Source organism: Lactobacillus crispatus, assembly GCF_018987235.1.
Taxonomy (GTDB): Bacteria; Bacillota; Bacilli; order Lactobacillales; family Lactobacillaceae; genus Lactobacillus; species Lactobacillus crispatus.
The window spans coordinates 351820-364955 of the sequence record NZ_CP072197.1 but is presented as its reverse complement, the minus strand read 5'-3'; the positions used below and the strand labels follow the sequence as shown (position 1 = coordinate 364955).

Below are 13136 nucleotides of genomic sequence, written 5' to 3'. Positions count from 1 at the left end.
TGTAAAACCTCATTTAGAGCATTAAAAAAATGCACTAAGGTGCATTTTTAACATTATTTACGTAAAATTTGTTTGTTAATAATCTTTAAGTGCTCATCCATAGTATAAACAATCGGTTCCGCATTAGGAACTTCCAGTTTTACGATGTCATGATCATTAATCTGCTCTAGCTTTTTTATCAAAGCACGCAAACTTGAACCGTGGGCTACGATCAGTTGGTCTTCACCATTCATCAATCGAGATGCGATATGATCATAATAATATGGCATAAGTCTTTTTTGAGTTTGATGTAAACTTTCTGCCCGTGGCATCAAATGCTGATCAAAATGCTTATAACGGCGATCAATCATTGGCGACCCCTGCTTAGGTGGAACTGAATCAAAACTACGTCGCCACAATAGAACTTGTTCCACACCAAATACTTTACGTGAAATGTCCTTATTAAGGCCCCTTAAAGCACCGTAGTGGCGTTCATTCAGCCGCCAGGTCTTAGTCATCGGTAGCCATAATAAATTGCAGACATCGGCTACTATATTTGCTGTCACAATTGCACGGGATAAGACTGAAGTATGAATGTGGGTGGGAGCAAAATCCGAAATGGTTTTAATCAATTCACCAGCTTTTTCTGCTTGTTCTTCACCTTTTTTAGTCAACGGAACATCGTTCCAGCCAGTATAAACATTGGCAGCATTTGCCACACTTTCGCCATGTCGAACTAATACTAATTTAGCCATTCTAAGATTCCTTACTTCATTAATACTCTAACGATCATAACAATTCCTGCGATCGTGAAGATAATTCCTAAAGCCATAAAGGCTCTAATGCCGCCTTTATTGGTAGGTTGCTTACGCCTATTAAAAGCATAGGACATGTCATAAATACCCATAATCAATACAATAATCGCTGTAAAAATATTAACATTAAACATTCTTTCACCTAATCTTCGTTAATACCGTGGCCTGGAACGATCATCTTGTCTTTTCTGCCACGCTCGCACTCTGCTTGTAAGGTAATATGATTAATACCTAACTCTTTTTGTAACTCCTGTCCAATATCTTGGTATAGCTGCTCTAATTCATCGGCTCTTAATCCTGGGGCTACATTAATATGCGCGTCCATCATAATAAAGTCATCGCTGTAGCGCCAAACATGGACATGATGGATATTTTGAACTATGGGGAACGATAAAACAATCTTGTTCACTTCATTCAAGTCGATATCAGGATTAGATTCCATCAAAACATTGGCTGCTTTCATTGTAATTTCATAAGCTTCATGCAAAACAAAGATTGAAACTAAAATAGTCAAAACCGGGTCAAGCCAAGTTACATTCCAGAAGTAAATGAAGATCGCACCAATTACAACCGCTACACTGGACAAGGCATCACTTAACATATGAATAAAAGTTGACCGTACATTCAAATTAGCCTTGGAATCGCTATGCATTGCTAGCATTGAAATAATATTGGCAGCCAGCCCAATAATCGAGACAATCAGCATAATGCCACCGTGAATATGTTCCGGCTTCCAGAAACGTTGAATTGCTTCAACAAACAAAACCACACTGATCACGATCAAGATAACGCCATTAGTAAAAGCGGCTAAAGTTTCAGCTCTTTCATAACCAAAGGTCTTAAACTGATTACGACTTTTGCGACTAATCAGGTGCGCCACAAAAGATAAAATAATTGCACCAACATCACTCAGATTATGAACTGCATCTGAAAGCAGTGCTAATGAACCTGAAAAAATACCACCTATAAATTCAGCAATAGTAATAACAACATTCAGTAGAGTTACGAAGACATAACGCTTAGTTGTATGATCTTTATTCATAAAATATTTTCCTTTCGTTATCAGTGTACCAAAAAAGGCCCTACTTCGGCAGTAGGACTTTTATAGCTCTTCAGCATCTACATTATAATCAACAATTTCAAATGAACCGTCATCGTGCAAAATTCCACGAGTAACGCTCCCATTATTTGGAAAAACAATATCGTTTTTGCCATTACTCTTATTCCAATATTTTATGGACAAAGTTTTAATAAAGTCACCATGGCTAACTAACAAAACTCTTTGTTCATCTTTAGTTAAATCGCGCAAAACGTCAATTGCCCGTACCATCCGCTCATCTAACTCATCCTGATTTTCCGCTAAATGACGCGGATCAGCCTTTTTTGTTGCTGCACGAAATTTGCGCAAGCCTACCTGATTGATGATCTTAGTTACATCATATTCATGGCCAATTCCTGCGGCTAGTGCTACTTGCTCCCAAGTCTGGTTAATATCATCGCCTTCAAAAGTTCCAAAGAAGACCTCACGAAATTCAGGCAGCTTTTTAATTTTACCAATATCCGAGACCACATTAGCATCCTTCATCAAGTGAACGGTATCAATTGCTCTCTTCAAATCCGATGAATACATGTTATCAAAGTGAACTTGACTCAAGGCCTTAGCGGTTCTCTTTAGATCGTTAATCCCCTTCACGGTTAGAGGAGAATCGCACCAACCCTGAACTTTGTCCAATTGGTTAAACATTGTTTCACCATGACGTACCAAATAAACTTCTGTTGCCATCAACCTTAGCCCCCCCTTTTCATTGCTTAATATTGTACCAAACTTATTGCAGGTATGCCGTATAAAAGAAGTAACCGGCTTGAATGAAGGCCAAGCTTGCAATGAAAATTCGAACTGGCTTTTCCGGTACTCGTCTTAAAATTGCTGGCCCAATATAGCCACCAATGAACATCCCGATTGCCAAAGGAATTGCCTGAAGCCAATAAATATGAGAGGTAAACATAAATATAATCAAGGCTACTAAATTAGCAAAACCACAAATCACATTTTTGATAGCGTTAATAACAATAAATCGATCATTAGTAATATAAGTTAAAAGTACCAGTACAATAACCCCACCAGCTGCACCGAAGTAACCTGTATACATCCCCATGACTAAAAGTGCGAGAAAATAAATTATTTTAAGCCAAGTAGGCTGTGTCTTAGTATTTAAACTATGGTGTTTACCAGAAACAATAATCATTAGGCCTGAGAAAGCAATAAAGAACGGTACTGCTTTTTCAAAAATCTTAGGAGGAAAAGATAGAAGCAAAATACAACCTAAAATTGATCCCACAACTGTAAAAATGGTATAGAACCAAACTTGCTTCCAATGTCCTTTTAACTCCTTAGTAGAAGATACAGTTGAACCGATGCTAGTCCAAATTAGCGCCGCATCATTAGTTACATTAGCAAATACTGGTGGAATTCCTACTGCTAGCAAAACTGGGTATGATGCAAGTGATGCCATTGAGGCCACTGACGATAATAAGCCACCTGCAACACCACCTAATAATAAGAAAATTACGGTCCAGATTGTCATTTTTTAATTCCTTTCCTAAAATTGTCTAGTTCATTATAATTCTAATAGGAACTAACACAAAGGAAGTTTATTCATGGCTACATTTGAAACCTTAATTTTCATTCCAGAAGGCAGTTTATTAAATGAAAAATTAGCAGAAAAAACTGCGCTGCGGGAAACTTTAAAACATTATGGATTAGACTGGGGACCAGCTGAGCGACTACGCTACACTAGCTTAGAAAAAGAATTTAAAAATTTATCTAGCGATGATCAAATCGATTTAGCTTTATCTACATTTTTAAAAGAAGATCTTTCTAAAACGCGAACTGTTTTTGATGATGCAATGAAGGATCAAACCAGGTTAGTCAAGGGCGCCATCGACTTTATTGATGAAGTCAGTGGCAAGCTGCATTTGATTTTGTTTGCTAAAGAAAAGCGCACTCAAATCGAACCGCGCCTTGCACCTACAGAATTGCTTTCTTCATTTGACAATGCTTATTTCGCCGATGATTTTACGGACAAGCTGCCAAGCAAAAATATTTTCTTTAAGATTCTGAAAGACAATCCAGATATTGATCCAGACACAGTTTTAGTAATTGGAACTAATCTGGATGAAGAAATTCAAGGTGCAGAAAATGCCAATCTAAAATCATTATGGCTGGCACCTAAAAAAGACAAGATACCAATTTCACCTCATCCTACTCTTCATTTAAGCAAATTAGCAGATCTTTCATTTTACTTAGATCTAATGTAAGTAGATAATTAAAATAGTTATAGAAAGGATGATTTTATGACAAAAGTTGCTGTAGTATTTGCAGACGGTTGCGAAGAAGTCGAAGGTTTAAGCGTTGTTGACGTATTGCGTAGACTTAATGTTGAATGCGATATGGTAGGTTTAACAAGTAAAAAAGTAGATGGTGACCATCATATTGAAATCACTTGTGACAAGGTTGTAGATGACAGTTTATTAGATTATGACTTGGTTGCCTTTCCAGGAGGCATGACTGGTTCTGCTAACTTACGCGATAATGAAAAATTACGTGATCTGATGATTAAGCGTCATGAAGCTGGCAAGTGGGATGCCGCAATGTGTGCTGCTCCACGCGCTCTTGCTCGCTATGGTGTTTTGGCAGATGCGGACTTCACTTGTTATCCAGGCATTGAAGAAGAATGCTTAAAAGATGCCCCAAGTGCTCATTTTTCAGAGAAAATCACCGTTACTGATAAAGAGCATAAAGTTTTAACAAGCCGTGGTCCTGCTACCGCTTGGGCCTTTGCCTATGCAATTGCCGAAGCCTTAGGGGTCGACACTAGTGCCTTAAAGAAGGGTATGCTCTACAATTACCTAGCCGATAATATTCAAGATAGTTTGTAATAAAAAATGATTGGGTTTGATCGCCCAATCATTTTTCATATTTCATCAAATCTACTTCAACATGAAAGCTCTCATTGCCTGGCATCTTACCACTTTCGTGTTGAATAGTCTTAAAGCCTTTGGCTAAATATAATTTTTGTGCAGGATTTCCTTCTAGTACTTCTAAATAGAACGGTCTTCCTGCATTTTTTATTGCGAAATCGATTAATTGACTGCCAATTCCTTGATGCTGATATTCTGGTTTTACATATAGCCAGCCTAATTCTTCATCATTGAAGGCTACAAAACCCACTGTAGTCTTATCTTTTTGAGCAACATATACTTGATAATCGTCAAATAGTCCCTCTTTTTGAGATGCAATTTTAAATGGGATAAATGCAGCGGTTAAATTAGCCGCTGCAAGCTCCTGTTTTCTGGCTGGATCATGTATTTCACATAATGTCGAAAAGTCTGACTCTTGGTATTTTCTAATTTGCATGATTATTGTCCCACTCCTTTATTTGCCTGATTATTTCCTAATTTATCAAAAAATATCATTTTTCGTCAAATATTACCCAGGAAATAACTATTCTGCAAAAAGAAAAGGCACTCTATTGAATGCCTTAATGAAGAAAAATTTAAGTTATAGTTTTTTTGCAAGTTGATACTGCTTGAAAATGAATCTGTTTAGTGAGAATAGATTATCTAGAGATTTTATTATTAATTAGTTGTAAAGCTTCCTTTTACTGTTACTGCATAGGAACTTGTACCCTTTTGAACAGTTTTACCATTAGCAATAATTGTTACTTTGTTTCCTCGAGAATCGACGATCTCACCACCATCAGCTAAATTTAAATTTGTGACAGTTGAGTTACCTGTAACTATCCATTTTGAATTTGACCCAACGCTGATAGTCAATGGTGTCTTGCTCTTGGATGAACTTGTAGCATATTTGTTAGCCACAATACTAGTTTTGCCAGTGTAAGTTGAATCATCTGTCAACTTCACATTAGCACTTGAAATGCTATCGACTACAATATTACCTTTTAGGGTTTGGTTTTTAGCTGTCAGAGTTACATGACCACCATTTTTACCCTTAGTACCCCAACCATTAGAATTATTACCGGCTACATTTAATAAATCTACTTTGCTATTATTAAAATTCAGTTTAGTATTTTCTAAAGTGATTTTGCCTGTAGTGTTAGTTACGTAAAACATTGCACCACTAGTAATCGAGGTTTTTAAAGTAGAGTCCTTAGCTTGGAAATCTGCACTCTTACTTGATGACGTTTCTGCATCCCCAGAAGTTGATTGATAAATAATCACACCATTCTTAATTGGATCAGAACCTGAAATTTTGTTATTGGTTGACGTTAAGTCGGAATTTACTAATGAAATCTTATTGTAGCCTTCCATCCCAGCGATTTGGCTACCACTTGCAGTACCGGTCACATTATTAAAATTGATAGTACCTGTTGAATATGCTAGAGGTGATCCCGTACCTTTAGTAGTTACTTTAGCATTTTTAACTGTGACTGTACCACCACCACGATCAGTTGCAACTGCTGCCGAGTGATCACCTTTAGTTGAGATCTTTACCTTATTGGCATTGATCTTACCACCGTAAGTTGCATCTAAGCCTCTTGAATTGGCTTTTCCTGTAGTCTTAATCTGGGTATTTGATACATTAACGGTACCTTTGTTAGTGGCAAAAACACCATTAGCACCTGTTGCTTTAGAAGTTAAAGTAGCATTTTTAACTGTCGCAACCGCATTTTTACCGTTTGCCAATAAAATTGAGTCTAAACCATAGAAATTAGCACTATCATCATTTTTAGAATTGACCGTTTTCTTCAGTTTAGTACCATCTAAACTCAATTTACCATTCTTTTGTACAAGAGCTACATTTTGATCAGTCTTGTTATTAGTAATTGTCTTCTTGCCAACCTTAGTAGTACCAGATTTTACATTAAGCGAAGCTTTTAAAGTACCCTTATAATCATATGATTGAGTATTTGGACCACCCTTACCAGACTTACCATTAGGCTTTTGCCCCGATGGTTTAGTTTTTTTCTTATTTGTCGCTGCTTGTGCAGTATTATTTTCTATTTGATTAGATGACTGAATCCCTGTATTGATTAAAAAAGTAGTAAGCAATGTCGCTGTTGTTAGTAGTTTAACTTTATTTTTATTCTTCATCTTGATAATTCCTTTCTTTGTTCGTCCTATCGATTGAGTAATAGAATACGCGAATAGTTTGAACAAAATATGGTTATCAAGTAAAAAACAATTTAAGCCCGGATTTAAAATTGAAGTGCAACACCAAGTGTTAAACAAAAAGGCCATGAAGACCTAAACTTGAAGTGACGAAAAATCAAGAAAGGAAGATCTTCATGACCAATTCAAATTCTAGCATTTCTAAGCACTATCATCAATTAACCAGCGTACAACGTGGACAAATTCAAGCAATGCTGGATTCCGGCATAACTTCCCGTACTGTTATCGCTCAAGAAGTCGGCTGCCATAAGTCGACAATCAGTCGCGAAATCAAACGCGGAAGCGTCCTGCAAAGAGACAGCAGCTATTTATTGTATGAGCACTATTACGCTGATACTGCACAGCTTTATTATGAGAAGCGTCGCAAAAACTGCTATCAGCGCAATCCATTGAAGCATTATGCTGTCTTTTTGAGAATGCTCTCCAGACGCTTCAAAGCTAAATTTGATGCCACCAGCATCGATGAATTCGTTGGTGAATTCAAAAGGACTATGCCAGGCTACCCTTGTCCCAGCACACCAACTGTCTATCGCTATATTGATCAGGGCTTGCTGGACATAAGCAATATTGATCTGCCTATGAAGCTCAAAAGACGCAGGAACAAGCGTCATCACGGCCAGAGCGGTCATGCTTTGCACAAGAAGAATCTTGGCAATTCCATTGAACAGCGTCCTAAAGAGATTGAAGACAGAAAAACGCCGCTGCACTGGGAAGGAGATCTGGTTAAAGGCGTCAGACGCAAGAATCAGCCTGCTTTAATGACTTTGACCGAAAGAACCACACGCTTTGAAGTAGTTATCAAGATTCCTGACTATCGGGCAAGCACATGCCAAAGGCTGCTTCAAAATGAGATTGACAGACATCCTGCCTGGTTTAAATCGATCACGTTTGACAATGGCTCTGAGTTTGCGGATATGACCAAGATCAAAGGCTGCCAGATCTACTTCGCCCACCCATATTCTCCATGGGAAAGAGGCACCAATGAGAACTGCAATGGACTTCTGCGTCAATTCTTCCCTAAAGGCAAAAGCATGAAAGATAAGTCAGCTGCTTATGTTCAACAGGCAACTGATGCCATTAACCGCAAACATCGTCGAATCCTTCAATATCACACAGCAGAAGAACTCTTCAAGCAATATATTTCCTCATAGCCTAACTGTTGCACTTAATTTGACAATTCAGGAAAACAATTTAAGAAAAAGTTGCTTAAAATGTAAATTGGTTAAGTTTTTTAGAAGTTGTAGAATATATTATTTGTACTAGATGCTTATATGTGCATAGTAACCTCCACAAAAAAAGCATCGCTTTTCGCGATGCTTTTTCTTGTATATAAACGTAAAATCCAAAGATTAACGCTTTGAGAATTGTGAAGCTTTACGGGCTTTCTTCAAACCTGGCTTCTTTCTTTCCTTCATTCTTGGGTCACGGGTTAAGAAACCTGCCTTCTTAAGTGGACCACGGAAGTCTGGGTCTACTTCAAGAAGAGCACGAGCGATACCAAGACGGATAGCCCCAGCTTGACCTGAGAAACCACCACCGTTAACATTAACGTGAATGTCGTATTGACCTTCAGTTTCAGTTAATGTTAATGGTTGCTTCAAGTCCTTAACCAAGTTAGGGAATGGAATGTATTGATCAACATCTTTATCGTTAACAGTGATCTTACCGTTACCTGGTACTAAACGAACACGCGCAACTGAATCCTTGCGGCGACCAGTACCTGTGTATGCAGCTTGTTGTGCCATTGTATAACCTCCTAGATTAATTTGTTAATATCTAACTTTTCAGGCTTTTGTGCTTCGTGCTTGTGGTCTTCGCCAGCATAAACATGCATCTTCATGAATTCATGGTGACCAAGAGTGTTCTTTGGAAGCATACCCTTAACTGAGATTTCAACCATCTTAACTGGGTTATTAGCAAGCAATTCACCGTAAGATACGGCCTTCAAGCCGCCACGCCATGATGAGTGGTGGTAGTAGAACTTGTCTGAAGCCTTTTTACCAGTCAATCTAATCTTTGATGCGTTGATAACGATAACGTTATCACCAGTATCAACATTAGGTGTGTATTGAGGCTTGTTCTTACCTCTCAAAATAGTGGCAACAGCTGCAGAAAGACGACCAAGAGTTACGTCAGTTGCATCAATAATGTACCACTTACGTTCGATTTCACTAGATTTTGCTAATGGTGTAGTACGCAATTTAAATTCCTCCGTTTATTTGCAGTTTGAAAACAATAAGTTTCCGGGGCCTATCGTGGACAAACATACTATACTAGAGTACGTCCTTTTAGAGAAAAAGTCAATTATAAATGCTGGTCTAAACGATATTTTTGTGGAATTTCATCGTAAAAAACATGATAAAGGTACAAACCACTCGCATGAGCAGTTTGTCTTACCTCTTGACGATCCTTGGCAGCAATTACTCGTTGCAAGTCATGAATTGGCCTACGATCATTACCAATTTCCAGTAGCGCCGCTACCATAATCCGTACCATATTATACAAAAACCCTGAACCAATAAAATCAAAAATTACTTCATTTTCTTTTTCGTCTTTAGTAATGTTTACATAATAAATGGTCCGAACTTTATCTTCAATTTGACCACCGCTGGCCGCAAAACTGGTAAAATCGTGCTTACCCAATAAGTCCTGAGCTGCAACCTGCATTTTTTCAATATCTAATGGATACGGAAAATGACCAGTATAAAAACGCTTAAAAGGATTAACAAAATGATCTAAACTAACACGATAGCGATACCATTTTCCCTTAATCGAATAACGCGCATGAAAATTCTCATCAACAATTTGGCAATCATCAAAGATAATATCGGTTGGCATCATAGAATTCATTGCCAAAATCATTCGATTGGCTGGAATAGTTTTACCAGGATAATCAAAATGAATTACCTGTCCAACCGCATGTACACCGGCATCAGTTCTACCTGACCCCTGCACAATCACACGCTGCCCCTTAGTCATTTTCTTCAACGCATCTTCAATTGTCCCCTGAACAGTTCGCTGGTCTGGTTGAAGTTGAAAGCCATGAAAAAGATGACCATCATAAGCCATCGTCATTTTATATCTTGTTGTCATATTTCTAATGTGTCCTAAAAATTAATAGCAATCCGACTAACAGTACAAAATAAAATAATGCAATTAAATCATATTTTGACCAACTTAAAACGCGATATTTAGTTCGTCCTTCACTACTACGATAACCACGTGATTCCATTGCTGTAGATAAATCAATTGCCGTTTCTAAAGACTGAATAAACAACGGAACCAAAATGGGCGTAATTGCCTTAGCACGTTGAATTAAACCACCGTCATTGAAGTCCGCTCCACGTGATCTTTGCGCATTCATAATTTTAAAAGTCTCATCAAACAAAGTCGGTACAAAACGAAGCGCAATTGAAATTACTAACGCAATTTTATCCACCGGCACTTTAAACAACTTAAGCGGCTTAAGCAGCCATTCCATCGCATCAGCAATTTCAAGTGGCATTGTAGTAACTGTCATTACTGTTGAAATTAAAATAATTAATGTAAAACGAATAAAAATATAGATTGCATTAATCAAACCATAGCTAGATAATGAAAAAATCCACCAATGCCAATAAATATGACCACCAGTCATAAAAAACAATTGCAAAAGCGACGTAAAGAAAATTAAACCAATCAAAGGCTTAACGCCATCCCAAAATACTTTTGCATTTAATCCTGTAGCAACTACAGCTAAGAAGCAAAAAATGGTCACAATCGCATAAGTTATTGAATTATTAGCTAAAAAGATAGCCAATATAAATAATATGGTAACTAATAATTTACTCCGAGGATCCATTTTATAAATAAGAGAATCTCCCGGAATATAACGTCCTACAATTATCTTACTCATAAACTACCCTCGCAAATTTTTCTTAATTTCATTAACAAGCTGATCCAGTGTTAACGGTTTATCTTTAAAGTTAAAGTTCGTCAAATCTGAGGCAAAAAGACTAGCCGTTGGTTCACTCAAATAGTGCTTTTCTAGCCAGTTTTTATTAGTAAAAATCGACTTAGGCGCATCATGTCTAATTAATTTACCATGTTCCATAACTAAAACATCATCTGCATATTCGACCACATCATCCATATTATGCGTAACCAAGATTACAGTATGACCTGCTTTTTGATAATCAACAAATAATTTCATCATTTCCTTACGAGACTTAGGATCTAACCCCGCTGCTGGCTCATCTAAGCATAAAATTTCTGGTTCATCAGCCATTACCCCAGCAATTGCAACACGCCGCATTTGTCCTCCAGATAACTCAAATGGCGACTTATTTGCTAGCGATTCATCCAATCCTACTCGCTTCAACCATTTCAAAGCTTTACTTTTAGCTTCATCATCGGTTGCTCCAAAATTTTTAGGACCAAATTCAATGTCTTCAAGCACAGTATTTTCAAAAAGCTGTGCTTCAGGAAACTGAAAAACCAAACTAACCCGCTTGCGTAACTTTTTCAAATTCTTATTTCCTGTTTGAGCAGTAATATGATAACCAGCAATATCAATTGTTCCTGAACTCGGCTTCAGTAATGCATTAAAATGCTGCATCAAAGTCGACTTACCACTACCGGTATGACCTACCAATGCAACAAAACTATTTTCAGTTAATTCAAATGAAACATTATCTAATCCTTTTTTCTCCATTGAAGTTCCGGGAGAATAGATATAATTTACTTTTTCAAATTTAATTGACATAGATATTGTTTCAACTCATCTTTCGTTTTTATATTTTTAGGTACAGAAATTCCCACTTCATTTAATTTATTTATTAATTTTTGTACAAATGGAATGTCTAGCCCTATTTCTTGCAACATTTCAGTTTTACTAAAAATTTCCGTTGGAGTTCCTTGAGCTAAAATCTTGCCATCATTTAAGACGATCACATCATCAGCCATATTAGCCTCATCAATGTCATGTGTAATCGAAATAACTGTCAAATTCTTCTCTTTCTTTAAATACTTAATAATTTTTAGCACCTGCTCTCTCCCCTTAGGATCAAGCATCGAAGTTGATTCATCTAAAATAATAATTTTCGGTTCTACGGCAAGAATACCTGCAATTGCTACTCTTTGCTTTTGTCCACCAGAAAGATTAGCTGGCTCTGCATCTATATAATCCAGCATTCCAACGTCTGCTAAAACTTTTCTGACTATTTTTACCATTTGCTCCCGAGGAACAGCTCTATTCTCAAGCCCAAAAGCAACATCATCGCCAACAGTAGCTCCAACAAACTGATTATCTGGATTCTGAAATACAATACCGACTTTTTCCCTAACATCCCAGACTGTCTTTTGATTTAACGTCATTCCTAAAACAGTGATTCTAGAATTATTAGCAGAATCAGGCAAAAGTAACCCATTAATTAATTTAGAAATTGTGGACTTACCGCTACCGTTGTGACCTATCAAAGATGTCCAGGAACCTCTTTTTATTTTAAAACTAATCTGATCAAGAATCGCTTTTTTAGTATCGGGATAGGTAAATGAGACATCCTTAAATTCAACAGCACTATCTACTGGCATTTTTCCACTTCCTTTCTTAAATCGCTTATTAGCAATTGTAACAGAAAAAAAGAGCAAAAAAAATCACCCATGAAGAGGGATGATTTTTATCATCTAAGCTAGACTAAGCTTGCGCCATCATCTTTACGCTTATTCTCACTTTCATGGATAATTCTTAATACGTATTAAGTTGTGTTACTCTAAATTAAACTAATTCAAGAATAACCATTGGAGCAGCGTCACCCTTACGAGGAACGGCTAACTTCAAAATTCTGGTGTAACCACCATTACGGTCCTTGTAACGAGGTGCTACATCACTGAAAAGCTTTTGCAATGCTGACTTAACAACAACTGCATCTTTTTCTTCGTGAACATCTGCAACTTCGTCACGTACAAATGCAGCAGCCTTTCTTCTAGCTGCTAAATCGCCGCGCTTACCTAAAGTGATCATCTTTTCGGCAGTCTTACGAACTTCTTTAGCACGAGTTTCAGTAGTAACAATGCGTTCGTTCATGATTAATTGAGTAGTCATTTCTCTAAGCATTGCTTTTCTGTGAGCACTATCGCGACCTAATTTACGGTATGCCATGGATTTGC

17 protein-coding genes are annotated in these 13136 nt (G+C 37.3%); 3 read left to right on the top strand and 14 right to left on the bottom strand.

The annotated features are described in order from the left end of the window. Window positions 1-53 precede the first annotated feature (53 nt). From J6L97_RS01825 to J6L97_RS01805, 5 genes are read right to left on the bottom strand one after another with little or no spacing between them, the layout of a single operon-like run. A complete protein-coding gene (locus J6L97_RS01825) occupies window positions 54-734 on the bottom strand; it encodes a 2,3-bisphosphoglycerate-dependent phosphoglycerate mutase (protein ID WP_005724199.1) in 681 nt (226 codons plus the stop codon). An 11-nt stretch (window positions 735-745) separates the two neighbouring features. Then, window positions 746-928, bottom strand: coding sequence for a DUF308 domain-containing protein (locus J6L97_RS01820; protein ID WP_005720404.1), 183 nt, complete (start codon window positions 926-928; stop codon window positions 746-748). 8 nt (window positions 929-936) lie between these two features. Then, window positions 937-1836: a cation diffusion facilitator family transporter gene (locus J6L97_RS01815; protein WP_057726694.1), complete on the bottom strand. Its 900-nt coding sequence runs from the start codon at window positions 1834-1836 to the stop codon at window positions 937-939. Between the two features lie 60 nt (window positions 1837-1896). Beyond that, entirely contained in the window at window positions 1897-2577 is a 681-nt protein-coding gene (locus tag J6L97_RS01810) for a histidine phosphatase family protein (protein WP_057726695.1), read from the bottom strand. 43 nt (window positions 2578-2620) lie between these two features. Continuing rightward, window positions 2621-3379 carry a sulfite exporter TauE/SafE family protein gene (locus J6L97_RS01805; RefSeq protein WP_057726696.1) on the bottom strand — a complete coding sequence of 253 codons (759 nt, stop codon included), beginning with the start codon at window positions 3377-3379 and terminating at the stop codon, window positions 2621-2623. Window positions 3380-3452: 73 nt separating this feature from the next. On the opposite strand from J6L97_RS01805, the gene J6L97_RS01800 reads away from it, so the two are divergent. Next, window positions 3453-4112, top strand: coding sequence for an HAD family hydrolase (locus J6L97_RS01800; RefSeq protein WP_057726697.1), 660 nt, complete (start codon window positions 3453-3455; stop codon window positions 4110-4112). 36 nt (window positions 4113-4148) lie between these two features. Next, the gene (locus J6L97_RS01795; protein ID WP_054832811.1) at window positions 4149-4733 is read left to right on the top strand and encodes a DJ-1 family glyoxalase III; all 585 of its coding nucleotides are present in this window, start codon (window positions 4149-4151) and stop codon (window positions 4731-4733) included. 28 nt (window positions 4734-4761) lie between these two features. On the opposite strand, the gene J6L97_RS01790 is transcribed toward J6L97_RS01795, so the two are convergent. Continuing rightward, complete coding sequence (locus tag J6L97_RS01790) at window positions 4762-5211, bottom strand: GNAT family N-acetyltransferase (protein ID WP_057726698.1); 450 nt, start codon at window positions 5209-5211, stop codon at window positions 4762-4764. A 221-nt stretch (window positions 5212-5432) separates the two neighbouring features. Then, a complete protein-coding gene (locus J6L97_RS01785; protein ID WP_223876344.1) occupies window positions 5433-6911 on the bottom strand; it encodes a hypothetical protein in 1479 nt (492 codons plus the stop codon). A gap of 194 nt (window positions 6912-7105) precedes the next feature. Between J6L97_RS01785 and J6L97_RS01780 the strand changes: the two genes are divergently transcribed. Then, the gene (locus J6L97_RS01780) at window positions 7106-8140 is read left to right on the top strand and encodes an IS30 family transposase (RefSeq protein WP_123811765.1); all 1035 of its coding nucleotides are present in this window, start codon (window positions 7106-7108) and stop codon (window positions 8138-8140) included. 198 nt (window positions 8141-8338) lie between these two features. On the opposite strand, the gene rpsI is transcribed toward J6L97_RS01780, so the two are convergent. From rpsI to rplQ, 7 genes are all read right to left on the bottom strand, one after another. After that, entirely contained in the window at window positions 8339-8734 is a 396-nt protein-coding gene (rpsI, locus tag J6L97_RS01775) for a 30S ribosomal protein S9 (RefSeq protein WP_005724173.1), read from the bottom strand. An 11-nt stretch (window positions 8735-8745) separates the two neighbouring features. Then, complete coding sequence (gene rplM / locus J6L97_RS01770; RefSeq protein WP_005720369.1) at window positions 8746-9189, bottom strand: 50S ribosomal protein L13; 444 nt, start codon at window positions 9187-9189, stop codon at window positions 8746-8748. 104 nt (window positions 9190-9293) lie between these two features. Beyond that, window positions 9294-10082 (bottom strand): tRNA pseudouridine(38-40) synthase TruA, encoded by a 789-nt coding sequence (truA, locus tag J6L97_RS01765; protein WP_023488521.1) that lies wholly within the window; start codon window positions 10080-10082, stop codon window positions 9294-9296. 4 nt (window positions 10083-10086) lie between these two features. Beyond that, the gene (locus tag J6L97_RS01760) at window positions 10087-10884 is read right to left on the bottom strand and encodes an energy-coupling factor transporter transmembrane component T family protein (protein WP_023488520.1); all 798 of its coding nucleotides are present in this window, start codon (window positions 10882-10884) and stop codon (window positions 10087-10089) included. 3 nt (window positions 10885-10887) lie between these two features. Continuing rightward, complete coding sequence (locus J6L97_RS01755; protein ID WP_054832667.1) at window positions 10888-11733, bottom strand: energy-coupling factor transporter ATPase; 846 nt, start codon at window positions 11731-11733, stop codon at window positions 10888-10890. Next, window positions 11709-12560, bottom strand: a complete 852-nt coding sequence (locus tag J6L97_RS01750; RefSeq protein WP_057726244.1) for an energy-coupling factor ABC transporter ATP-binding protein — start codon at window positions 12558-12560, stop codon at window positions 11709-11711. Before J6L97_RS01750 ends, J6L97_RS01755 begins: the two co-directional genes overlap by 25 nt. Window positions 12561-12744: 184 nt before the next feature. Next, window positions 12745-13128 carry a 50S ribosomal protein L17 gene (gene rplQ / locus J6L97_RS01745; protein ID WP_005721620.1) on the bottom strand — a complete coding sequence of 128 codons (384 nt, stop codon included), beginning with the start codon at window positions 13126-13128 and terminating at the stop codon, window positions 12745-12747. Window positions 13129-13136: the final 8 nt, after the last annotated feature.

Excerpts from the sequence above, each read along its gene's own strand:
- J6L97_RS01755 (WP_054832667.1), bottom strand. The coding sequence starts at position 11,733 with ATGTCAATTAAATTTGAAAAAGTAAATTATATCTATTCTCCCGGAACT.
- J6L97_RS01780 (WP_123811765.1), top strand. The coding sequence starts at position 7,106 with ATGACCAATTCAAATTCTAGCATTTCTAAGCACTATCATCAATTAACC.
- J6L97_RS01805 (WP_057726696.1), bottom strand. The coding sequence starts at position 3,379 with ATGACAATCTGGACCGTAATTTTCTTATTATTAGGTGGTGTTGCAGGT.
- J6L97_RS01825 (WP_005724199.1), bottom strand. The coding sequence starts at position 734 with ATGGCTAAATTAGTATTAGTTCGACATGGCGAAAGTGTGGCAAATGCT.
- J6L97_RS01760 (WP_023488520.1), bottom strand. The coding sequence starts at position 10,884 with ATGAGTAAGATAATTGTAGGACGTTATATTCCGGGAGATTCTCTTATT.
- J6L97_RS01810 (WP_057726695.1), bottom strand. The coding sequence starts at position 2,577 with ATGGCAACAGAAGTTTATTTGGTACGTCATGGTGAAACAATGTTTAAC.
- J6L97_RS01820 (WP_005720404.1), bottom strand. The coding sequence starts at position 928 with ATGTTTAATGTTAATATTTTTACAGCGATTATTGTATTGATTATGGGT.
- J6L97_RS01750 (WP_057726244.1), bottom strand. The coding sequence starts at position 12,560 with ATGCCAGTAGATAGTGCTGTTGAATTTAAGGATGTCTCATTTACCTAT.
- rpsI (WP_005724173.1), bottom strand. The coding sequence starts at position 8,734 with ATGGCACAACAAGCTGCATACACAGGTACTGGTCGCCGCAAGGATTCA.
- J6L97_RS01800 (WP_057726697.1), top strand. The coding sequence starts at position 3,453 with ATGGCTACATTTGAAACCTTAATTTTCATTCCAGAAGGCAGTTTATTA.
- rplQ (WP_005721620.1), bottom strand. The coding sequence starts at position 13,128 with ATGGCATACCGTAAATTAGGTCGCGATAGTGCTCACAGAAAAGCAATG.
- J6L97_RS01790 (WP_057726698.1), bottom strand. The coding sequence starts at position 5,211 with ATGCAAATTAGAAAATACCAAGAGTCAGACTTTTCGACATTATGTGAA.
- truA (WP_023488521.1), bottom strand. The coding sequence starts at position 10,082 with ATGACAACAAGATATAAAATGACGATGGCTTATGATGGTCATCTTTTT.
- J6L97_RS01785 (WP_223876344.1), bottom strand. The coding sequence starts at position 6,911 with ATGAAGAATAAAAATAAAGTTAAACTACTAACAACAGCGACATTGCTT.
- J6L97_RS01795 (WP_054832811.1), top strand. The coding sequence starts at position 4,149 with ATGACAAAAGTTGCTGTAGTATTTGCAGACGGTTGCGAAGAAGTCGAA.
- J6L97_RS01815 (WP_057726694.1), bottom strand. The coding sequence starts at position 1,836 with ATGAATAAAGATCATACAACTAAGCGTTATGTCTTCGTAACTCTACTG.